This is a genomic window from Parabacteroides gordonii MS-1 = DSM 23371, from assembly GCF_000969825.1.
GTDB classification, from domain to species: Bacteria; Bacteroidota; Bacteroidia; order Bacteroidales; family Tannerellaceae; genus Parabacteroides; species Parabacteroides gordonii.
This window is the reverse complement of the sequence record NZ_KQ033919.1, coordinates 2,976,334-2,995,861: the sequence shown is the minus strand read 5'-3', so window position 1 is coordinate 2,995,861 and position 19,528 is coordinate 2,976,334. Positions and strand designations below refer to the sequence as shown.

Below are 19,528 nucleotides of genomic sequence, written 5' to 3'. Positions count from 1 at the left end.
AAAGAGATAAATTTTAAACAGTCGCTTACCGTTTCCCCCTAGATTTGCAGCCGAAGAAAAACACAACAAGTTCAATTAACAGTATTAATATTATGAATAACACGTACATGAAAAGTTGTGCCTTGTGCATGACATTGTGCCTTACTTCCGCCTCTTTGCCTCATATAGTAAAAGCAGACGGTTCGGTTATCGAAAACGGAGTTTTGCAGTCATCTTTGATCAGAGGTGTAGTGAAAGACTCGAACGGCGATCCCCTCTTGGGAGTGAATGTGATCGTAAAAGGCTCTACTATCGGTGCCGTGACCGATATAGATGGCAACTTTTCTTTTGAAGCTCCTGCCGGTTCCATCCTGGTTGTTTCTTACATTGGTTTCAAATCACAGGAAATCAAAGTAAAAGGAAATACCCCCTTAAACATCATCCTGAAAGAAGACTCTGAAGCACTGGACGAAGTTGTGGTAGTAGGATATGGTGTACAAAAAAAGAGTGATGTTACAGGAGCTCTTTCTTCCGTAAAAGGAGACGAACTGACAAAACTGTCCATATCCCGTACCGACCAGGCTTTACAGGGCCAGATGGCCGGTGTTATGGTACAAAACAGTGTCGCAGCCCCGGGAGAAGAACCCAATATCATTATTCGCGGGGGAAACTCCCTGAAAGGTGACAACGCTCCCCTTGTCGTTATCGACGGCGTGTTAGGCGGTGATCTGTCCCTGATCGATCCGAACGATATTACCTCTATCGAAGTATTGAAAGATGCCTCCTCCACCTCCATATATGGTTCACGTGGTGCCAACGGTGTAATTATGGTGACAACCAAACGAGGCAGCACCGGTAAACCTTCTGTTTCATACAGCGGTTATGTATCCGTATCGCAGGTCTCTAAAAAAATGGATATGCTAAACGGACAGGAATTATACGACCTGTTAAAAGAAGCACAGGAGAACTATCCGACAAGTGCATTAAAAATACCCTCCTGGGTCGATCCGAATAACCTGAACAATACAGACTGGCAGGATGAAGTTTTCCGCTCGGCTCCTATGACCGGACACTCCTTATCTGTCAGTGGCGGTACGGAAACGACAAAATACAGCCTGTCCGGCAACTACCTGTTGCAACAGGGTATAATCAAAAACTCTGACTTTAACCGTGCAGGTGTTCGCGCGAACGTCGAACAGAAGTTAGGGAAAAACGTTACAGTCGGCATGTTGCTGAACGCCTCCCGCTCGTCATCTACCAGCGCCAGCATTAACCAGATGAATGGTTCCGATGGTGGTGGCGTTACATTCTCTGCCCTGGGTTTCGGCCCCTTGGTACCCGTATATAAAGAAGACGGATCATTCAGCGGCCCTCTGAAAGACGGGGCACAGATGAATAACCCGGTAGCGCTGATCAACGACCAGGTAGTGGATAAAGACCGCAGTTATTTCCAGGGGACTGCTTTCCTGGAATGGGAAATACTAAAGGGCCTGCGTTTCCGGACAGCCTGGTCGTACACATACAGCGATAAACGCCAACGCCAGTTTACTTCCGGGGAAAACCTGCTGTCTTACAAAGGACAAGGATATGCGTATGTAGAGAATAAAGAGACAACGAACTGGTTGGGGGAAAATACGCTGACCTATTCAAAAACATTCAATAAAGACCATTCGTTGAATGTGGTGGCAGGTTTCACGGCAGAAGCATCCGATTACTTTTACAATACATCCAGCGGTAAAGGCTTTGATATCGAATCGCTGGGATACTGGAATATGGGATTAGCCGACAACAGCCTGTTAAGCGTGGGTAGTGGGGGAAACCATTCTGCGATCGCTTCCTGGCTGGGACGTGTAAACTATGCCTATAAAGGCAAATATCTGGCATCCGTCAGTTTCCGTGCCGACGGTTCTTCCAAATTTGCAAAGAACAATAAATGGGGTTATTTCCCTTCGGCGGCATTGGGATGGCGCATCAGTGAAGAAGATTTCATGAAAGATATTTCATGGATACAAAACCTGAAACTGCGTGGTAGCTATGGTGAAACAGGTAGCCAGGCAATCACTCCTTACCAGTCATTAGCAAGTTTCAGTACGACTAGTTATGTATTAGGGGGAAACTCTGCGGTCGCCCTCGTTCCGGGACGTGTGCCGAACCCTGACCTGAAATGGGAAACAACCAAGCAAACGGATATAGGTATCGACCTGAGTGTATTGGGTGGACGTATTTCACTGGTTGCCGACTATTACTATAAAAAGACGATCGATCTTCATTATGACAAGATACTGCCTTATTATACCGGATATTCATCACAGACCCAGAATATCGGAAGTAAACAGAATAAAGGATGGGAGTTTTCTTTGAATACACAGAATCTGGTCGGCGACCTCAAATGGTCAACCTCCGTAAACATTGCTTTGAACAAAGAGAAAGTACTAGACCTGGGTGACGATCAATATTTCTATACCAACGGTTCCGGCGGCGCTTTGGGAGCAGGGTTTAATGAAACCGGTATCGTACAGGTCGGCAAACCGCTCGGTAACTTCTACGGATATGTATTCGACGGGATCTATCAGAACCAGGCGGAAGTAAATAAACTGAGTAGTTCCACTGCCCGGGTCGGTGCCGTCAAATTCAAAGACTTGGATGGCGACGGAAAGATTACGACCGAAGACCGTACCATCATCGGTAATGCCAACCCCGACTTTATTTTCGGTATCGGCAACGACTTCTCCTATAAGGATTTCGACCTGAGCTTCTTGTTTCAGGGTACATATGGGAATGATATTATGAACCTGATGACAGTAACATTCAGCGAATTACCCAGTAACTCGAACAATACCGGCAACGCATTCAGATATGTAAAAGACTCCTGGAGAGGCGAAGGCACATCCAATACACAGCAAGCCCTGAACGAAGGGGTCGGCCCGGCATCTACACGCTTTATCGAAGACGGTTCCTATATCCGCCTGAAAAACCTGACACTGGGTTATACATTGCCTAAGTCGCTTACCTCCCAATGGGGTATTTCCAACCTGCGCCTCTATATCAGCGGACAGAACCTGTTCACCATCACCGGTTATTCCGGCTACGACCCAGAAGTCAGCTCCCGCACAGGTAACTATAACTTAGGTTTCGATGGCGGTAGCTATCCGGCCATCCGCTCTTATACCTTTGGATTGAATCTTACATTATAATTAAACCATTTAAACGAACATGAATATGAAATCATATATAAACAAAGCAGTTGCGGGAGTATGTTCCCTGATGTTATTAATGAGCAGTTGCGATTCTTTCCTCTCGGAAGAACCGAAAGACTTCCTTTCGCCCGAGAACCTGCCGAATACGGAAGCAGAATGTAATATGCTGCTGATGGGAACGCTTTCCTACTGGCGCAGCAACGATTTCGAGCGTCATATTAATTTCATCGCGGAAGCAACCACCGATGCCGTTGTCAGTGCTACCGCCAACAACGTTGCCCGCGACGAAATGAACTCCCTGACCTGGCAAAGCGACAACGAGAGTCTCTTCAAGCCCTGGAAACAGTTCTATGCCTGTATCAATGCTTCTAATATCATTATACAGAAAGTCCCGAACGCCTCGAAAGTGAACGACGAAGTTAAAAACCATTACGTGGCTGCCGCCCGCTATATGCGCGCCATGTCTTATTTCTACCTTGTACGTATCTTCAATGATGTCATTTATCTGGATACGCCGGTGGAGGATTTCAACGGTGCAACGAATATGACAAAGGTTTCCGCCAAAGAAATTTATGGCCATATCATCGAAGACCTTGAATTTGCGGAAGCCAATTTACCGGAAAAATGGAGTGAAGGGACAGAGCGTCCCACTATCGCAGCCGCCAAATCACTGTTATCATGGGTATATATCACAATGGCCGGCGAACAGATCAAGGATCAGTCGATGTGGGCCAAGGCAGCAGCCAAAGCCAAAGAAGTCATCGACAATAAAGGCAAGTACGGAATTGAATTAGTGGCCGATTACGAGGATTTGTGGAAAGTAAGCAACCGTTACAACAAAGAGTCGATCTTTGCACTGAACTTTGCCGAAGGCCTCGGAGACAACCAATGCGGAGCCGAATGGCGCCCTTCGAGCATCGGTTCCGAATCCGGCTGGGGATTCTTCTACACGCTGCAAACCTATATCGACAGGTTCGATGATAAGGATAAACGCAAAGCAGCTACGTTCCTGACCGAAATAGTCAGCACTGTAGATAAGAAAACTTATACAACGACTGATTTCGGCAGCCCGTACCCTCACGGAAAGAAATGGTGCGACGGTGGCCGCGAAAACTTCTCACAGCGTAATAAACGTACCGATATGTACATTCCGATCATCCGTTACGCCGATATACTATTGATATTTGCAGAAGCAGAGAACGAAGCCAACGGCCCGACGGCAGCAGCCTATAAAGCAGTAAACCAGCTACGTACACGTGCCGGCCTGGATAATCTTTCCGGCTTATCCAAAGACGCTTTCCGCCAGGCTATCCAGAAAGAATGGGTGCTTGAAACATCCCACGAACGCATTTATCGTTTCAACTTGGTACGCTGGGGAACATATTTGTCTACCATGAGGGATTATTTCCAAAAGAACTTCCCGGATAAGGTAAAGAATGTAACAGAAGAAAGGCTTTATTTCCCGTGTCCGGATCACGACGCCATGCTGAATCCTAATTTATAAGCAAGTCGTTGACAAAACTTCATAAGTAAATCAAAAAGGGTATGAAATTCTATTAGTCTTTCATACCCTTTCACTTTTCAGATCCGTGCCGTTATATAATCGATGATATCCAGACAGAGATTGGTGGTCTGGTCATTCGTATCCAGATCCGGATTCAGCTCCACGAGATCCATCGATTTGATCAGGTTGGTCGACAGCATGTGTTTGACAAACTCATTGAACTCGTCGGGAATAAGGCCTTCACAGACACGCGTTCCCGTTCCCGGGGCAAAACGGGGGTCGATACTGTCTACATCGATGCTGAAATGGACGTTGCGTATTTTCCGCTCCTTCAGTTTCCGTTTGATATCTTCGGCCACAAAATTAATGCCTTTCAGATGAATGGTTTCCATCGTATAGACACTCAGTTGCTCCTTTTCTATCAGGGCCTGTTCGCCCTCGTCGAGGCTGCGGGTTCCTACCAGGAAGACATTCTGGGGATTCACCTTGTTGCCGGGAGCATAGATATTCACCAGTTCTTCACTCCCCATCCCCATCAGGGCGCTCAACGGCATCCCGTGGATATTTCCGCTGGGAGAGGTTTCGTTCGTATTGATATCGCCGTGGGCATCGAGCCAGATGATACCGAAATCATCGAAGCACTTCCCTACCCCGGAAGCGCTGCCCAGTCCGAGCGAATGGTCGCCGCCGACCACAAGCGGGAAGGCGCCGCCCCGCAACGTGTCGTAGACCAACTCCGCCAGGTTGTTGTTCACCTCGACGATAGCGTCGAGGTATTTCATGCTCTTGCTTCGGGCAAATTTATCCGCTTCCGACACGGGAGGCACATAGAGATTACCCAGGTCGAAGGCACGATGGCCGTTCTTCCGGATAACCTGCATCAGCCCCCGCTCGCGAAGATGGTTCGGGGCACGTTCAACGCCTTCGCGGTCGCAACCCAGATTCAGCGGGACTCCTATTACGTTTATTTTCATATAACCGGTTTAAAATTGAGCGAACGTTTCTTTAATAATACCGATTGCTTCCATCATCTGGTCGCGGGTAATGATCAGGGGCGGGGTGAAGCGGATGATATGGTCGTGCGTCGGTTTGGCTATCAGGCCGTTCTCTTTCAGGGCCAGACAGATGTCCCAGGCCACCTTACCGTCTTTGGGTTCGGTGACTACGGCATTCAGCAAGCCTTTGCCACGAACCTGTTTGATCATCGGATTGTCGATCTTTTCCATTTCATTACGGAAGAGTTCGCCCATTGCATAGGCATTTTCCGAAAGCTTTTCATCGCGTACAACTTCGAGGGCGGCGATGCCCACAGCTGCCGCCAACGGATTTCCGCCGTATGTAGAACCATGTTCGCCCGGCGCGATCGTCAGCATGATCTCGTCGTTGGCCAACACAGCTGAGACAGGCGTCACGCCACCGGAAAGAGCTTTTCCCAAGATAAGGATATCGGGATGGATATCTTCATAATCGCAGGCCAGCAGTTTACCGGTACGGCCGATACCAGTCTGTATCTCATCCGCGATAAACAGGACATTATGCTGTTTGCAGAGATTGTAGCACCGGCAGAGATAACCGTCGTCAGGCACTACCACACCTGCTTCGCCCTGTATCGGTTCGAGCAGGAAGCCGACTACATCGGGATCTTTCAAGGCTTCCGCCAGCGCATCCACCTGATTGTATTCTACTTTGATAAACCCCAGGGTATAAGGGCCGAAGTCTGTATACGAACTCGGATCGGTACTCATCGAAATGATCGTGATTGTCCGTCCGTGGAAATTCTCGCTGCAAACGACGATCTTTGCTTTTTCGGGAGCGACGCCCTTGATACGATATCCCCAGCGGCGAGCCAACTTCAGGGCGGTCTCCACCGCTTCGGCTCCGGTATTCATCGGCAGTAGCTTGTCGTAACCGAAGAACTTGCAGGCAAACTCCATGTATTCACCCAGTATATCAGCATGGAAAGCACGCGATACGAGTGTCAGCTTCTGCGCCTGGTCGGTCAGTGCTTTAATGATCCTGGGATGGCAATGCCCCTGGCTCAGGGCGGAATAACCGGACAGGAAATCAAAGTAACGTTTGCCTTCCACGTCCCACACAAATACGCCTTCTCCTTTCTCGAGAACGACAGGCAGGGGATGATAGTTGTGTGCACCAAACTTCCCCTCACGGGTGATGTAATCTTCCGGTCTCATACTATTTCTGATTTAATTGTTTTGTCAGACTGTAAGCGTTTCATACAGCCATTGAGCCAAAGGTAGTAAATCAGCTTGACAATATGTTACGGAAAGGTATATGTTAAGAAACACACGACGGCGCAGAAAACGCAGAGCCAGCGATGCTCCGGGTGTCTTCTACGCCGTTTGTGTAGGATCGGTTTTGGTGGTTATCTTACCGGACGAGCACTTTGCAGACCGAACGGGCGGTCTTTACGATGTATACACCGGGCGACAGCTCTCGGCGGGTCAGGCCGGGTTGGATATCGAAGACGGCTACCGTTGCACCGGTTATCGCAATGATACGGATTTCTTCGGTGCGGTCGGTTTCAAGACAGAGGGCGGATCGTTCCGTCCAGAGCTTCAGACCGGCTTCGAGGGTGGCGCTGTTGGCGACATCGGTATTCTTTTCGATACCGGTAATCGAGACCACGACCGGGGTACGAACATATTTGATAATGTAGACTCCGTCGCTGTTGCGGGGCTCGATCGTTTCGCCGCGGCTGGTGGTTACGACGGGGACGGATTGGTCGTAGTCCTTATCCGGCGTAAGGTAGAAATGAAAATCACTCCAACTTTCCACCTCATAGCTGCCCGCAACTGGGTCGGTAACGGCTCCTTCGACAGCAGGAAGGGTCACGGTGTATAACTCCGGCTCAGGCGTAGACTTCACTTCCCAGGAGATACCGAACGGACTGAAGCTGGAAACGGAAAACTTCAATCCGGTAGCCGTATTTCTAAGGAGACCGTTTGCATTAGAATAAACTTCCGTTGTTCCATCCGACTTCAAGTGAACGACAGTAAAGGTATAACCGGCATCCGTTCCAGCAGGATAAGGATAGATTATTGTTATCGGAGAACCTGCCTTAGGTTGAAGCGGAATTTTTGTACCATCCTGCTTTACTTCTACCAAAGCGATCTCAGTATAGACTAATTTATCATACTTTACCTTTTCATTGCTTATAGCCTTATCAATATCCTTTTTATATATCTTTTCCAGATTACCGGTCAATAGTTTGATGGTTGAACTTCCTTCTATATCAGGTCGCTCATCGACAGGAATAACGGTTGTCGGTGCATCAACGGGATCGACAGGAACTGTTTCCTGAACCTCCTCTTCAGTGATAACCGCTTGTGCATTTTTTTCAAACTTTACGGTGAAAGCGACCGATGTCGCATCCGCTGGTACCGTATAGCTACCGGATGAAATATCGACCGGACCACCGGATACTCCACCGGACAGGGTGGCCGTATAACTTTTTAATCTGTAACCGGGGATAGTACTGTATTTACACGTCAGCTTCGCTCCATCAGGAATCACATCATCAGCTGCTACAAGGTCATCATTGCAGAAGATAGAAATGAAGCCACCATTGACTGTCTGAGTAATGTTCGCCCCAACAGCAACCTTCATATCCGTAAAGACAGCCAGACCATTCTTTGCCGGAGCCTGAAAGTATACGACAGATGTACCATTCGATTCTTTTCCCTGCAAGCGGGCAAGACCTTCGCCATCACTATTATCCATTTTCCAGAGACGATAGGTCTTACCGGCTGTAACGGTTGTAGCATACGCTTTCGTATCGCATATCTTTCGCTTCAGTGTTTGATCAACGGCATTGGTGGCAATATAGTCTATGCCATTGAATGGTTTTGCAAACTGCCATTCAATCCAGGTATTGCTAAGCGTGCCTGTATTGTGAATAGCCTCTTTGTTGCATCTAAGGATGATCTCTGTCTTTTGATCGGAGATTCTCAGCGTACCGGAGTTTTCAATACCATAATAGTCATTATTGGTATTATAGATATATAACCCTTTTCCAGCCAGCGTCAGCCTGCCTTTGTTGACCAATGTATGTGCCGCCCCAGAGTTGAGTTCCAATACGCTTTCATCTGAATCGATTGTCAACTCACAACCTTCATTTATAGTCAATGGCGTACCATTACTGTTGATCATTTTTACGTTATCAAAAGTAAGTGTCGGGTTACCGATGACGTTATCGATGATGAGTTTTGAAGACGAAGAAGTATCGTCATACTCTATTAGGATTCTCCCGCTAAAAGGTATAAGTGCGTCATCATTATTCTTTTTGTAAGTCCATTTATTATTCGGATAAGAGATAGTATAGGTGTCCGTATTACTTTCGAAAAGAACCAAAGGATCAAGGGCCGACAGAAAATCGTCGGTAGCCAGGCTAGCAGCAGGCTGGTTGGGGATAGCATCGCCATAAGTACCCGTAGGCTCGCCATTAGCGTTAAAATTGACGGTTTTCAGTTGCGGCAGCTTACCATCGTCGTCAGTACCGATAACGGTAAAGGCTTTTGTATCTTCAGTGCCCGCCCATGAAGCGATGGCGGCGGCCACCTCATTGAGATAAATGTCTGCACCATTAATGCCGGATGCTGTGAGATCTTGGGTCGGAGGAGCGGGTTCTCCGTTACCTAGCGTCAACTCGATGTGCGTACTGGCGTAGTTGTCGGCTAAGGAAGAGTTGCCATTCTTCTGTCCGATAATACGCCCGGCTGATTTGTCATCTGCAGTGCCGAGAGCTTTAATGCCGTCTTCATTTAAGGCCAGACAGTTTTGGATAATAGCATTGTTTGTATATCCTGCAATACCACCTGCTTTACTTTTATTATCATTATTATGTGCAGAAACTAAACCAGTTGCATAGCAAGAGATTATTAAAGTATTAGTTGTTGTATACCCAGCAATGCCGCCACTATAACAACCATTAGTAGTTGAAGTACCGGTTATCTCACCTGTAGAATAGCTATTCGATATTTTTACCTGACAGAAACCGGCGAGGCCTCCTATCATAGCCTCTTTTCCTGAGCCATTTATCTTTCCGGAATTAAAGCAAGAAGCAATGCTGCTACCACTCATTAAATAACCAACTATTCCACCGACATAACATCCGTCCAGACTAGTCATATTTATTTCCGCGCTATTAGAAGACGCGTAAACAAACAATGTATTATGTATTTGCCCCGCAATTCCTCCGGCTCTAATATTTTTTTCTATACCGCTGCCAGTAATCTTACAGGCATTATGACAATTTATGATTTTTGTTTTATTTAACACCACACCGGCAATGCCACCGATAGAGATTGTAAACATAGTACCATTATAACCAGTTAAGCTGATCTCTCCCCCCACTGTCAAATCCATAACGGTAGCCTCATCTAGTCCACCAAAAAACCAATACTAATGAAATCCACAGTTCCTCCGATTTTCATTCCTGAAATCGTATGGTTGTTGCCCTTGAAGGTTCCTTTAAATCTTTTATAGTCGTCTTTACCTATCGGCTCCCAGTTTTCCTTGAAGCCTTCAGCTACACCGCTTCCAGGTTTTGCCAAAGAGATATTGCCGTTAAGCATAACTGTGCAATCTTTAAAACCTGCGGTGGCAGGATAATAAGCGGAGTGAGTTTCGCCTTCATTGGCTGTTGTCTTTACTTCATTCGTCACCCAGGCGATCCAGGCAAGGCCACGCGCGGTCTTGACGGTGTAAGTCTTATCTCCTACATTGACAGCAACGTCATCGCCATTATTACTCACAGTGGCTGTCTGGCCATAGGCCGCCCAGTCGGCAGGAGCGACTTCGATAACTCTCGCCTCCCCACATACCGACCATAATAACATCAGTATCACGATATTGATTATTCGTGCTGCATCCCTTTGGCTCGCAGCACGATAACTATTTTTTACTGTAAAAAATGTCTTCATAAATAAAAGAATTGTTTTAATTGATTCGTTTCTTATTGATCAAACTCTCCGCAGAGCTACTAAACGATCACTATGAACGGAGTCGTAGCGCTACGGAGTCTTTTTTCACCGGAAACCGAAATATAAATTATTATACGGCAGCGGTACGATAGGAGTCTGGATCTCATACCCCGGCTCTTCACGCATACCGACGATACCGCCGAAGCCGTCTACGTTACTGGATGCGGTAATACTACCGGTTAACCGGGTAATTCCGCTGATTTTGAGCTGACCGACATCGTCTTTATTGGTTTTCACATGCAGAGAACCTATCGCTCCCCCCGTACAACTTGAAGATGTGATAACGATCTTGCATGTATTCGTACCGTTAATTATCAGGGTTACCCCGCTCGTATTCGTCAAATTCATATAGCCGCATATACCGCCGACAGACGTGTTTCCATATATATTAGCATAGACAACCGGAAGATTATTTATGATGTACGATGCAGAACCTACCACCATATTATATCAGTTCCTTGCTGTATCCAACCAGTCCGCCTACATAATCATGTCCCTTGATTTTGACATGGAGAGCAGTCACCATCGGTTGTTCCAAAAACACTTCCCAGGGGAAAGCATACGAATTGTAGCTGAGCGTGGCTCCGACCTGGCAACCCGTAAAGGAGCCGCCAGCCTCTCCCGTGATCCCTCCCGTATAGTTATACCCTTCTATCGAACCGCCTACGTAACAGTTGGTAAACGAACCGCCGGCTCCCTCTTCCGAAAAGCAAGCTGCTGTCCCGATATAATCTTTCCCAGCCAACATCACAGAGGTAAATTTAATATCATGCAAATGGGCTTGTGAACCCAGTTTATAGAAAAGTCCGGCATAATCTTCCGAAGAACTGCTGGCAAGTAAGTCGATCGCATTGCCGTTGCCATCCAATACACCGTTGAAAGAGGTGGAACTTCCGTTGATATTATGTCTTCCGGCGGGTTCCCAACCTTTGTCGATGGTAATTCCGGGCATCTGGAAATTAATATTCTCCGTGAGTTCAAAATAATGCCCTTTCAAGTCGTTGCCGGTAGTCAATCCTGCACATATAATATCGTAGAAATTCTTTCCGCAGGCAATGGCAACAGGGTCTGCTGTAGCAGAAAGAAACGTGTTGATGGGATAAGTGATCCGGTCGTCAACTCCTTTCATATGAATACGGCAATTGACTTTAGAGAAAAGGATCTCGAGCCGTCCCAGGCGAGGTAGTTTCACAGATAGCTGGCGTATACCGAATTCTTGCCCGGTTATGCTGTTGTCCGGAGGAACGATCGCATCTTCCTTATCGTCGCCGCAAGCAAGGAAGAAAGCCTGGAAAAAGAATAATACCAAAGTTACGAAAATTGGTTTGAAGGTGTTCATTAGCATTCTTAATTATTTAGTTTAACATCAATATCTCATAATAGTATTTTAATCTACAGACAGCCTTATTCCAGCCGTTGTATTCAGTCGTTGGTGTTGCCTTTTAGGTACTGAATGAAATGCCCGACTCTCACCTTCAGCAAAGTAAAGGTATGTAAAGAGGTGTGATAAACCTTAAAACACCAATAGACAATTCAATAGACAATTACTTTACGCAGGAAGAATGGAATGAAAAACATAGGATATAAAAAGAGTCGTACAGGGAAAAACAGCTTATTAAACTAAAAAAGGGATGACCCTCGTCATCCCCTTTTTTCATGTTTGGCGTGATATATATAGTCTTGAGAATTAAATGCGTATTATTTACCGGAAGTTTTAAGGCTTACCGGTTTGAACAGGAATACGAACAAGAACAGCAGCACCGCCGTGCAAACCGAAGAGATCAGGAACAATACCGGCCAGTCGCATTTGTCGCCGTCGCGGAAAAAGCCGATCAGCCATCCGTTCCATAACGTCCCGATCAGGAAGCCTACGCCCCATACCAGAAAGAAAAGCAATCCCTGTGCCTGTGCTTTCATCTCTTTCGGGGCTACATTGTCCGTGTACACTTGTCCGCCGACATAGAACAGTCCGAAGATCAGGCCATGCACGATAATACCTATATAGTAGAACCATTGCTGTCCGGTTTCCGCACCGAAGAAAAAGGCTCCGTAACGAACCAGCATCGCCACCATACCAAAGATCAGCGTGTTCTTGATCCCCGACTTTACGAGGATCGTTGTTGTAATGATCAGGAAGAACATTTCAGCCAGCTGGCCGAAGTTCATCGTTACTGTAATATTACGTACCTGCTCGTCCGCCAGGATCATGGAACCGTACACATGATAGAGCGTAAACGGGATGATCGACAGGAAGGTCAGGATCATAAACACCCGGTAGTTCTTATCTTTCATCAGCGAGAAAGCAGAGAATCCTGTAATATCCATCACCGATATCTTCGACGTTTTCGCTACCGAAGGCGGTGTATGCGGAAGTGTCAGGTTAGCGAAAGCGGCTACAAAGCAGACACCTGCACCGCAATACATCGGCAGGTTCGTATCGTCGAACGCTTCCATACCCATCACGTGGATCGCCACCAGGCTGAATATCCCCGAAGCCACCCAGCCTACCGAACCGAACATACGTATGCGTGGAAACTGCTCGGACGGGGCATGACTCATCGCAATCGTACTTGTCAGGCTCTGTGTCGGCATGTGACAAAGCATAGCCATTACAACAAAGAACATCAGTGGAGGAAAATCCTGCTGCTGGGCAGCCAGCAGCAAGAAGACTCCCGTTAATATATTCAAAACTGCCAATATCTTTTCTGCGGCAAAGTAACGGTCGGCAATCGCTCCGATAAACGAAGATCCCATTGCACCGATAGCCATTGCACTTAATACTAAGGATACCTGATAGACTTCCAGCTTGAGCGTGTGCGAAAGATAGGCGGCCAGCGGCACCCACCAGACAGCACTCAACATGTACTGTAAAAACATCATCAGACATAGCTGAACTTTTGTTCCGAGTCCTTTATTAGTATGTAGTGTACTCATGATAGTAAAAAAGGTTATTTGTTGTATTCTTCAAATCGATGATCAAAAGTAGTCCTTCCCAGAAAGAAAGTCTGTCCGTTCCGGTTGCATTAATTCCCGTATTTATCTCATTCCAGGGTGTTCTCGCACGGTATGATACGATTTTTTAAAACCGTGATACGATAAAAGGAAACCGGTAATACAATTTTATATATCTTGCAGTGTCAAACAACAAACTTATTTATGAGCTATCTGAAGTTGATCTTATCTATACTTTTCCTGTCGTGCTCCCTCTGGATATTTGCTGACGAAAGCAACTACCTTTTCCGTCATTACCAGGTGGAAAACGGGTTAAGCGATAATATGGTGACAGGCTGTGTGCAGGACAAAAGCGGCTATATATGGATCGGGACGCGCGACGGCCTGAACCGTTTCGACGGATATACCTTCAAAGTGTTCCGCAACGATCCCGACGATGCAGAATCGCTCGGTAACAACTGGGTCACACATCTGAACTGCGACAACGAGGGGAATTTATGGGTAGGAACGCTTTCCGGATTGTATCAGTATAACGAGACAAAAGAATCGTTCCTCCACGTTCCTTTCACCAAGAACAAAGGGATCGACCTCTTTCAGTTCGATGAGAACAACCTGCTGTGGCTGCTGATGGACGGGGCACTCATACAATATAATATAGCCGATGGACAGTTCCACATCTTTACCGGAAATAACGGGCAGACTTATACCTCTTTCTGTATCATGCCCGACAATTCCATCTGGCTGGGAGACTCGGAAGGTTTTATCTCCCTGCTGAACACGGAAGACGGGACGCTCGACTCGTACGATCTTTTTGCGCATTCCCCGGCTACGACTTCCCGGAAGCTCTCCATGCTCTACCGATCGCCTTCGTCGGCCAATATCTATGTGGCTTTCGAACACGACGACGTGAAGATATTCAATGTTCTTACCAAAACATACCAGGATCTGAACATCCAGGAGAAAAACCAACTGACTATCCTGATCAACTGTTTTCTTGAAAAAGATAAGGAGGAGCTGTGGATAGGCACAGACTCCGGCCTGTTTATCTACGACCTGCAACTGGGCACCTGCAAACGAATCCGGCAAGATCCACTCGACCCCTACGCCCTTTCCAGCCATTTCGTCTCCGCCCTGTTTGAAGACCGGGAAGAAGGCGTCTGGATCTGTTTCCACCAGAACGGGCTGAACTACTACTCCCCTTTCCGCCCCTTCAACGTATATTATCCCTGGAACGAAACGCATTCACTGAAAGGTGAAGTAATACGCGACATTTGTAGCGATGCCTATGGAAACAGATGGATCGGTACGGAAGACGCGGGTGTGAACTGCATGGAAAAGAAAACGGAGACATTCACCAACTACCAGCCTGTACCGGGTGTGAAAAGTCTCTCCCACACCAATATCCGCGGACTGGCCGCTTCGGGCGACAACCTGTGGATCGGCCATGTGATACACGGCATCGACCTGATGGACATAAAGACCAGGAAGGTGATCAAGCATTACGACTTGCTGAAAGACAGCCATACGGTCAAAAACAGTACGGTGCGTTGTATCAAGGTACTGCGTGAAGGGGAAATACTTGTCGGTACGGAAGACGGCATTTTCCGTTACGACTATCTCAACGACCGTTTTGTCTATGCTTCCCAGTTCCCGCCATTTGCCGTGAACAGCCTGTACGAAGACCGTGCAGGGAAGATATGGCTCGGCATGTTCAACCGTAGTTATTACTTCAACACCACCAGCAACACGGGGATGTATCTGCCGTACGACAAGCTGAATACCCAACGGCACAATACCGTGAACGATGCCTGCGAAGATAAGGACGGGAATATGTGGTTCGCCACCGTCGAAGGCGTGATCAAATACGATTTCCAGACCGGCGAGTCGCTGCATTATACCGTAAAAAATGGCATGCCGAGTAACGTGGCCTTCCGCATCCTGCCGGACGAAAACAACTGCCTTTGGATCAGTACGGCCAACGGCCTGGTCTGTCTCAACACGCAGACGGAAAAGATCATGACTTATACCGAGGCGCACGGCCTTGTCACCCGCCAGTTCAATTACAACTCGGCATTTAAAGACGATGACGGTACGCTCTACTTCGGTACGGTAAAAGGATTTATCCACTTCAAGCCCGGCGACGTAAAGCCTGCGGCCGAAAAGATGGATGTACACATCAGTTCGCTCGACATACAGAACGGGACGGGAGGACGGCAGATCATCAACAGTTCTTCCTCTTCGGAAGTGAAAAGGATCACGCTGAACCACGGTCAGTCGACCTTCAATATTAATTTTTCTTCCCTCAACTTCATTGCTCCGAAGTCCATACAATATGCCTACCGGATGGTGAGTCTCGACAGGGACTGGATACCGTTGGGCGAACGTAACATCGTCTACTTCACCGAACTGCATCCCGGTGACTATACGTTTGAAGTCAGGGCGGCCAACCTCTCGAACAATTGGGAAGGCAAGATCACCCGCCTGCACATCACGGTACTTCCGCCCTGGTGGGTCTCTACGTCTGCCTACATTATATATTCTATCATCATCCTGGCCGTTATCATCTACCTGATTTTCTACTGGAGACGGAAAAACAAACGCAGCATGGCTTACAACATGCAGATATTCGAAAGCAAGAAGGAGAAAGAGCTTTACCAGGCCAAGATCGACTTCTTTATCAACATCGCCCACGAAATACGTACGCCGCTGACCTTGATAAAGAACCCGCTCGAACGTCTGCTGAGATCGGACAAGATCGGCGAGAAAGAGAATAACTCACTGATACTGATGGATAAGAACGTATCGCGCCTGCTCTCGCTAGTCAACCAGCTACTCGACTTCAGAAAGACGGAGATAGAGGGTTACCGCCTGAATTTCATTCGCACGGAGGTCGTTTCTCTATTAACTGAAACAGCCAAGCGTTTCCAGGAGATAGCCACGGAAAACAACCTTTTGCTGAACCTCGACCTCACCGTTCAGGAGCTGTACGTATTCGTAGACCGTGAAGCCCTCACCAAGATCATGAGCAACCTGTTCTCGAATGCCGTCAAATATGCAGCCGGCAGCATTGTCGTACGCCTGCAACCGTCAGCCGATTACGAGACCTTCACGATCGACTTCATTAACGACGGCGTTCCTGTTCCGGCAGAAATGAGGGACAAAATATTCGAACCTTTCTACCGCATCAAAGGGAACGAAGACAAACCGGGCACGGGCTTAGGTCTCCCTCTGGCACGCTCTCTGGCAGAAATGCATCACGGTACGCTCTGCCTGGCCGATACTTCCGGCAATCAGACCCTGTTCCGTATCACTTTGCCGGTAAAACCGGTCGGTGCCGTTAAGACAACCGAAGAGGAAGTCCAATCGTTACCGGAATCCCGCAAAATCACTTATACCCGCGAAGAAGGCCGCCCCACTATCCTGATCGTAGAGGACAACAAGGAAATGAGCGCTTTCATTGCCGACGAAGTCAACGAAAACTACAACGTGCTGATCGCAGGCAATGGCTCCGAAGCGCTGGAACAACTCAAAAAAGAAAGCATCCAGTTGATCATAAGCGATGTGATGATGCCTGTCATGGACGGCTTCTCCTTGCTCCGGAGCGTAAAGACAGACATCGAATTCAGCCATATCCCTGTTATCCTGCTGACGGCCAAGAACACCATGCAGGCGCGCCTGGAAGGGTTGGAACTGGGAGCCGACGCTTATATCGACAAACCGTTCTCCACCAACCTACTGATGGCACAGATATCCAACCTGCTTTCCAACCGGGACAATATCCGTAAGTTCTACTTCAATTCGCCGATCGCCAATATGAAGTCGATGGCCTATACCAAAGCGGACGAAGGTTTCCTCGAAAAACTGAACGAGATCATCAACGAAAACATCGGCAACCCCGAATTAGATGTCAACATGATCGCCGACCTGATGCACCTGAGCCGCCCGACCTTATACCGCAAGATACGCGCTATATCGGATCTGACCCCGAACGACCTGATCAAAATCAGCCGTTTGAAGAAAGCGGCAGAGTTGCTGTTGCAGGGGAATATGAAGATATACGAAATATCGGAAGCTGTAGGTTTCAGTTCGCAATCTTACTTCTGGTCAGCCTTCATCAAACAGTTCGGCATGAGCCCCTCGAAATATGCTAAGGAAAACAGGTAAATAGTTCGTCTCTCATCCAAAGATGAAAATGTGCACTGATAAAATAATTTTCGGTGCTCAGACTAGGGGTTTTTCCCCCTTCCAAACGACTTTATAAGAAGATCAATCAATAAGACATTCGTTGGAGAAGAATTCGGAACATATCATACAGTGGGTCTGTGAAATGGCATCATCTGATTCGCAGACTGCCTTCAAATCACTTTATTTAGCTTATTTCCAAAAGCTAATAAGATTTGTATCTTTATATATTTCCTGTGAAGTTGAAACAGAAGAAATTGTATCAGATACTCTGCTTGCAGTATGGAATAATCGTCGCACATTACCTGACATTGCAAATTTTGATTCCTATATTTATACGATTGCCAGAAACAAAATAATTAATTACTACAGAATAAAACGGGTAGAAAAAGTTGAACTGGAGGAAAACACCATCGACCTTTTCATTCATACAAATACAACTCCTGAAGAAGAATTGATCAGCAAAGAAGATATTGAACGTCTTAACGCTGCCATCAATTCACTTCCGAATAAATGCAAAATGGCCTTCAAGCTCGTCAGGGAAGATAAATTGAAATATAAAGAAGTCGCAATCATCCTGGATATCTCTGTCAAAACCCTGGAAGCCCACCTGGCTACAGCCGTACGTAAACTTCGTGAAACACTCTCTAAAGAAATGACCAGCTGAAATTTTTTTAAACTAATCTGAAAAAGAATATGCACGGACTAAGGGTTTTTCCTGAATGGTACGACTATTATAATAGAAATGATTAAAAATGGAAAACAGAATAGAATATATTATCTCCCGCGTTATAAGCGGAAATGCCTCAACAAACGACATTCTCAAGTTGAGTGAATGGTTGAATGCCGATAAAAGAAATGAGCTCGAATTCCAGAAATTAAAATGCTATATGGATGCGGAAGTTTCTTTTAATCATTCCATAAGCCCTTCTCTGGCTTTTGAAAAAATGCAACAAAAGATTAGGAAGCAGAAACAAAGACGGTTATGGCAAATTGTATTACCGGTAGCAGCTGCAGTTATTTTACTACTACTTATACCGACCATCTACCAAAGTAATAATAAAGAAAAAGAACAATTATACACCTATCTGAGCAATAACAACAAATCCGAATTCCAACTGAAAGACGGTACAAAAGTTGTTTTGAATAAAAACAGCAAACTCACTTATTCAGAAGCCTACGGAAAAGAAAAACGTCATGTCGAGTTAGTTGGAGAAGGATATTTTGAAGTTACTAAAAATGCCCAAAAACCTTTTGAAGTACAAGTCGGAGATGCATCCATTAAAGTATTAGGTACTATTTTCAATGTAGAAGCGATCGAAGATGATGAATATATTACTGCGACTCTCATAAAAGGCTCCATTCGTTTCGAAAGCCCCAAACAGCAGGTTATCCTATCTCCTAACCAACAATTAAGATTTGAAAAATCAACCCAGCAGATCGATGTAAGCACTGTAGATACAGACCTGGAAATAGCCTGGAAAAATGATTTACTTAAATATAAATCGATCAGTTTCGTCTCTTTATTAAAAGATCTGGAAAAAAGATATAACGTTAAGTTCACCATTCTCAACAAAAAGCTCACTGATCCGGCTGTAACCTTGTCCGGCACTTTTACTCAGGAACAAAGTTTAGAGTAGGCTAAGCACCCAGCGCCTTGTCATATTTCTATGGTAGGTTTCCAAATGCTCGCCCCCGAACCGGACTTACAC

The 19,528-nt window shown here is 46.5% G+C and carries 12 protein-coding genes; 5 read left to right on the top strand and 7 right to left on the bottom strand.

The window, feature by feature from the left end:
• Positions 1 to 92 precede the first annotated feature (92 nt).
• Positions 93 to 3,173 carry a SusC/RagA family TonB-linked outer membrane protein gene (locus HMPREF1536_RS11260; protein WP_028728056.1) on the top strand — a complete coding sequence of 1,027 codons (3,081 nt, stop codon included), beginning with the start codon at positions 93 to 95 and terminating at the stop codon, positions 3,171 to 3,173.
• A 25-nt stretch (positions 3,174 to 3,198) separates the two neighbouring features.
• Complete coding sequence (locus HMPREF1536_RS11255) at positions 3,199 to 4,680, top strand: RagB/SusD family nutrient uptake outer membrane protein (RefSeq protein WP_028728055.1); 1,482 nt, start codon at positions 3,199 to 3,201, stop codon at positions 4,678 to 4,680.
• Positions 4,681 to 4,757: 77 nt separating this feature from the next.
• Here the strand turns inward: HMPREF1536_RS11255 and rocF are convergent, their stop codons facing one another.
• The 7 genes from rocF to HMPREF1536_RS11220 all read right to left on the bottom strand — a co-directional run bounded on the left by rocF (position 4,758) and on the right by HMPREF1536_RS11220 (position 13,616).
• Positions 4,758 to 5,654, bottom strand: a complete 897-nt coding sequence (gene rocF / locus HMPREF1536_RS11250; RefSeq protein WP_028728054.1) for an arginase — start codon at positions 5,652 to 5,654, stop codon at positions 4,758 to 4,760.
• 9 nt (positions 5,655 to 5,663) lie between these two features.
• The gene (gene rocD / locus HMPREF1536_RS11245; protein WP_028728053.1) at positions 5,664 to 6,872 is read right to left on the bottom strand and encodes an ornithine--oxo-acid transaminase; all 1,209 of its coding nucleotides are present in this window, start codon (positions 6,870 to 6,872) and stop codon (positions 5,664 to 5,666) included.
• Between the two features lie 196 nt (positions 6,873 to 7,068).
• Positions 7,069 to 9,828 carry a GLUG motif-containing protein gene (locus HMPREF1536_RS26625; protein ID WP_157395718.1) on the bottom strand — a complete coding sequence of 920 codons (2,760 nt, stop codon included), beginning with the start codon at positions 9,826 to 9,828 and terminating at the stop codon, positions 7,069 to 7,071.
• 251 nt (positions 9,829 to 10,079) lie between these two features.
• A complete protein-coding gene (locus tag HMPREF1536_RS26620; RefSeq protein ID WP_150115618.1) occupies positions 10,080 to 10,547 on the bottom strand; it encodes a hypothetical protein in 468 nt (155 codons plus the stop codon).
• A gap of 180 nt (positions 10,548 to 10,727) precedes the next feature.
• Complete coding sequence (locus HMPREF1536_RS11230) at positions 10,728 to 11,126, bottom strand: hypothetical protein (RefSeq protein ID WP_028728050.1); 399 nt, start codon at positions 11,124 to 11,126, stop codon at positions 10,728 to 10,730.
• Position 11,127: 1 nt separating this feature from the next.
• Complete coding sequence (locus HMPREF1536_RS11225) at positions 11,128 to 12,021, bottom strand: hypothetical protein (RefSeq protein WP_028728049.1); 894 nt, start codon at positions 12,019 to 12,021, stop codon at positions 11,128 to 11,130.
• A gap of 359 nt (positions 12,022 to 12,380) precedes the next feature.
• Positions 12,381 to 13,616, bottom strand: a complete 1,236-nt coding sequence (locus tag HMPREF1536_RS11220; RefSeq protein WP_028728048.1) for an MFS transporter — start codon at positions 13,614 to 13,616, stop codon at positions 12,381 to 12,383.
• Between the two features lie 222 nt (positions 13,617 to 13,838).
• Here HMPREF1536_RS11220 and HMPREF1536_RS11215 point away from each other — a divergent pair, with 222 nt between their 5' ends.
• The 3 genes from HMPREF1536_RS11215 to HMPREF1536_RS11205 all read left to right on the top strand — a co-directional run bounded on the left by HMPREF1536_RS11215 (position 13,839) and on the right by HMPREF1536_RS11205 (position 19,456).
• Positions 13,839 to 17,798 (top strand): hybrid sensor histidine kinase/response regulator transcription factor, encoded by a 3,960-nt coding sequence (locus HMPREF1536_RS11215; RefSeq protein WP_028728047.1) that lies wholly within the window; start codon positions 13,839 to 13,841, stop codon positions 17,796 to 17,798.
• Between the two features lie 163 nt (positions 17,799 to 17,961).
• Entirely contained in the window at positions 17,962 to 18,483 is a 522-nt protein-coding gene (locus HMPREF1536_RS11210) for an RNA polymerase sigma factor (RefSeq protein WP_181988981.1), read from the top strand.
• Between the two features lie 88 nt (positions 18,484 to 18,571).
• On the top strand, positions 18,572 to 19,456 hold the full coding sequence (locus tag HMPREF1536_RS11205) for a FecR family protein (protein ID WP_044192365.1): 885 nt from the start codon (positions 18,572 to 18,574) through the stop codon (positions 19,454 to 19,456).
• The last annotated feature ends 72 nt before the right edge of the window (positions 19,457 to 19,528 follow it).

What these genes read in the sequence shown, in the direction of transcription:
- rocF (WP_028728054.1), bottom strand. Translation starts at nt 5,654, where the DNA reads ATGAAAATAAACGTAATAGGAGTCCCGCTGAATCTGGGTTGCGACCGC.
- HMPREF1536_RS11215 (WP_028728047.1), top strand. Translation starts at nt 13,839, where the DNA reads ATGAGCTATCTGAAGTTGATCTTATCTATACTTTTCCTGTCGTGCTCC.
- HMPREF1536_RS11205 (WP_044192365.1), top strand. Translation starts at nt 18,572, where the DNA reads ATGGAAAACAGAATAGAATATATTATCTCCCGCGTTATAAGCGGAAAT.
- HMPREF1536_RS11230 (WP_028728050.1), bottom strand. Translation starts at nt 11,126, where the DNA reads ATGGTGGTAGGTTCTGCATCGTACATCATAAATAATCTTCCGGTTGTC.
- HMPREF1536_RS11260 (WP_028728056.1), top strand. Translation starts at nt 93, where the DNA reads ATGAATAACACGTACATGAAAAGTTGTGCCTTGTGCATGACATTGTGC.
- HMPREF1536_RS26625 (WP_157395718.1), bottom strand. Translation starts at nt 9,828, where the DNA reads ATGACTAGTCTGGACGGATGTTATGTCGGTGGAATAGTTGGTTATTTA.
- HMPREF1536_RS11210 (WP_181988981.1), top strand. Translation starts at nt 17,962, where the DNA reads ATGGCATCATCTGATTCGCAGACTGCCTTCAAATCACTTTATTTAGCT.
- HMPREF1536_RS11255 (WP_028728055.1), top strand. Translation starts at nt 3,199, where the DNA reads ATGAAATCATATATAAACAAAGCAGTTGCGGGAGTATGTTCCCTGATG.
- HMPREF1536_RS11225 (WP_028728049.1), bottom strand. Translation starts at nt 12,021, where the DNA reads ATGAACACCTTCAAACCAATTTTCGTAACTTTGGTATTATTCTTTTTC.
- rocD (WP_028728053.1), bottom strand. Translation starts at nt 6,872, where the DNA reads ATGAGACCGGAAGATTACATCACCCGTGAGGGGAAGTTTGGTGCACAC.
- HMPREF1536_RS11220 (WP_028728048.1), bottom strand. Translation starts at nt 13,616, where the DNA reads ATGAGTACACTACATACTAATAAAGGACTCGGAACAAAAGTTCAGCTA.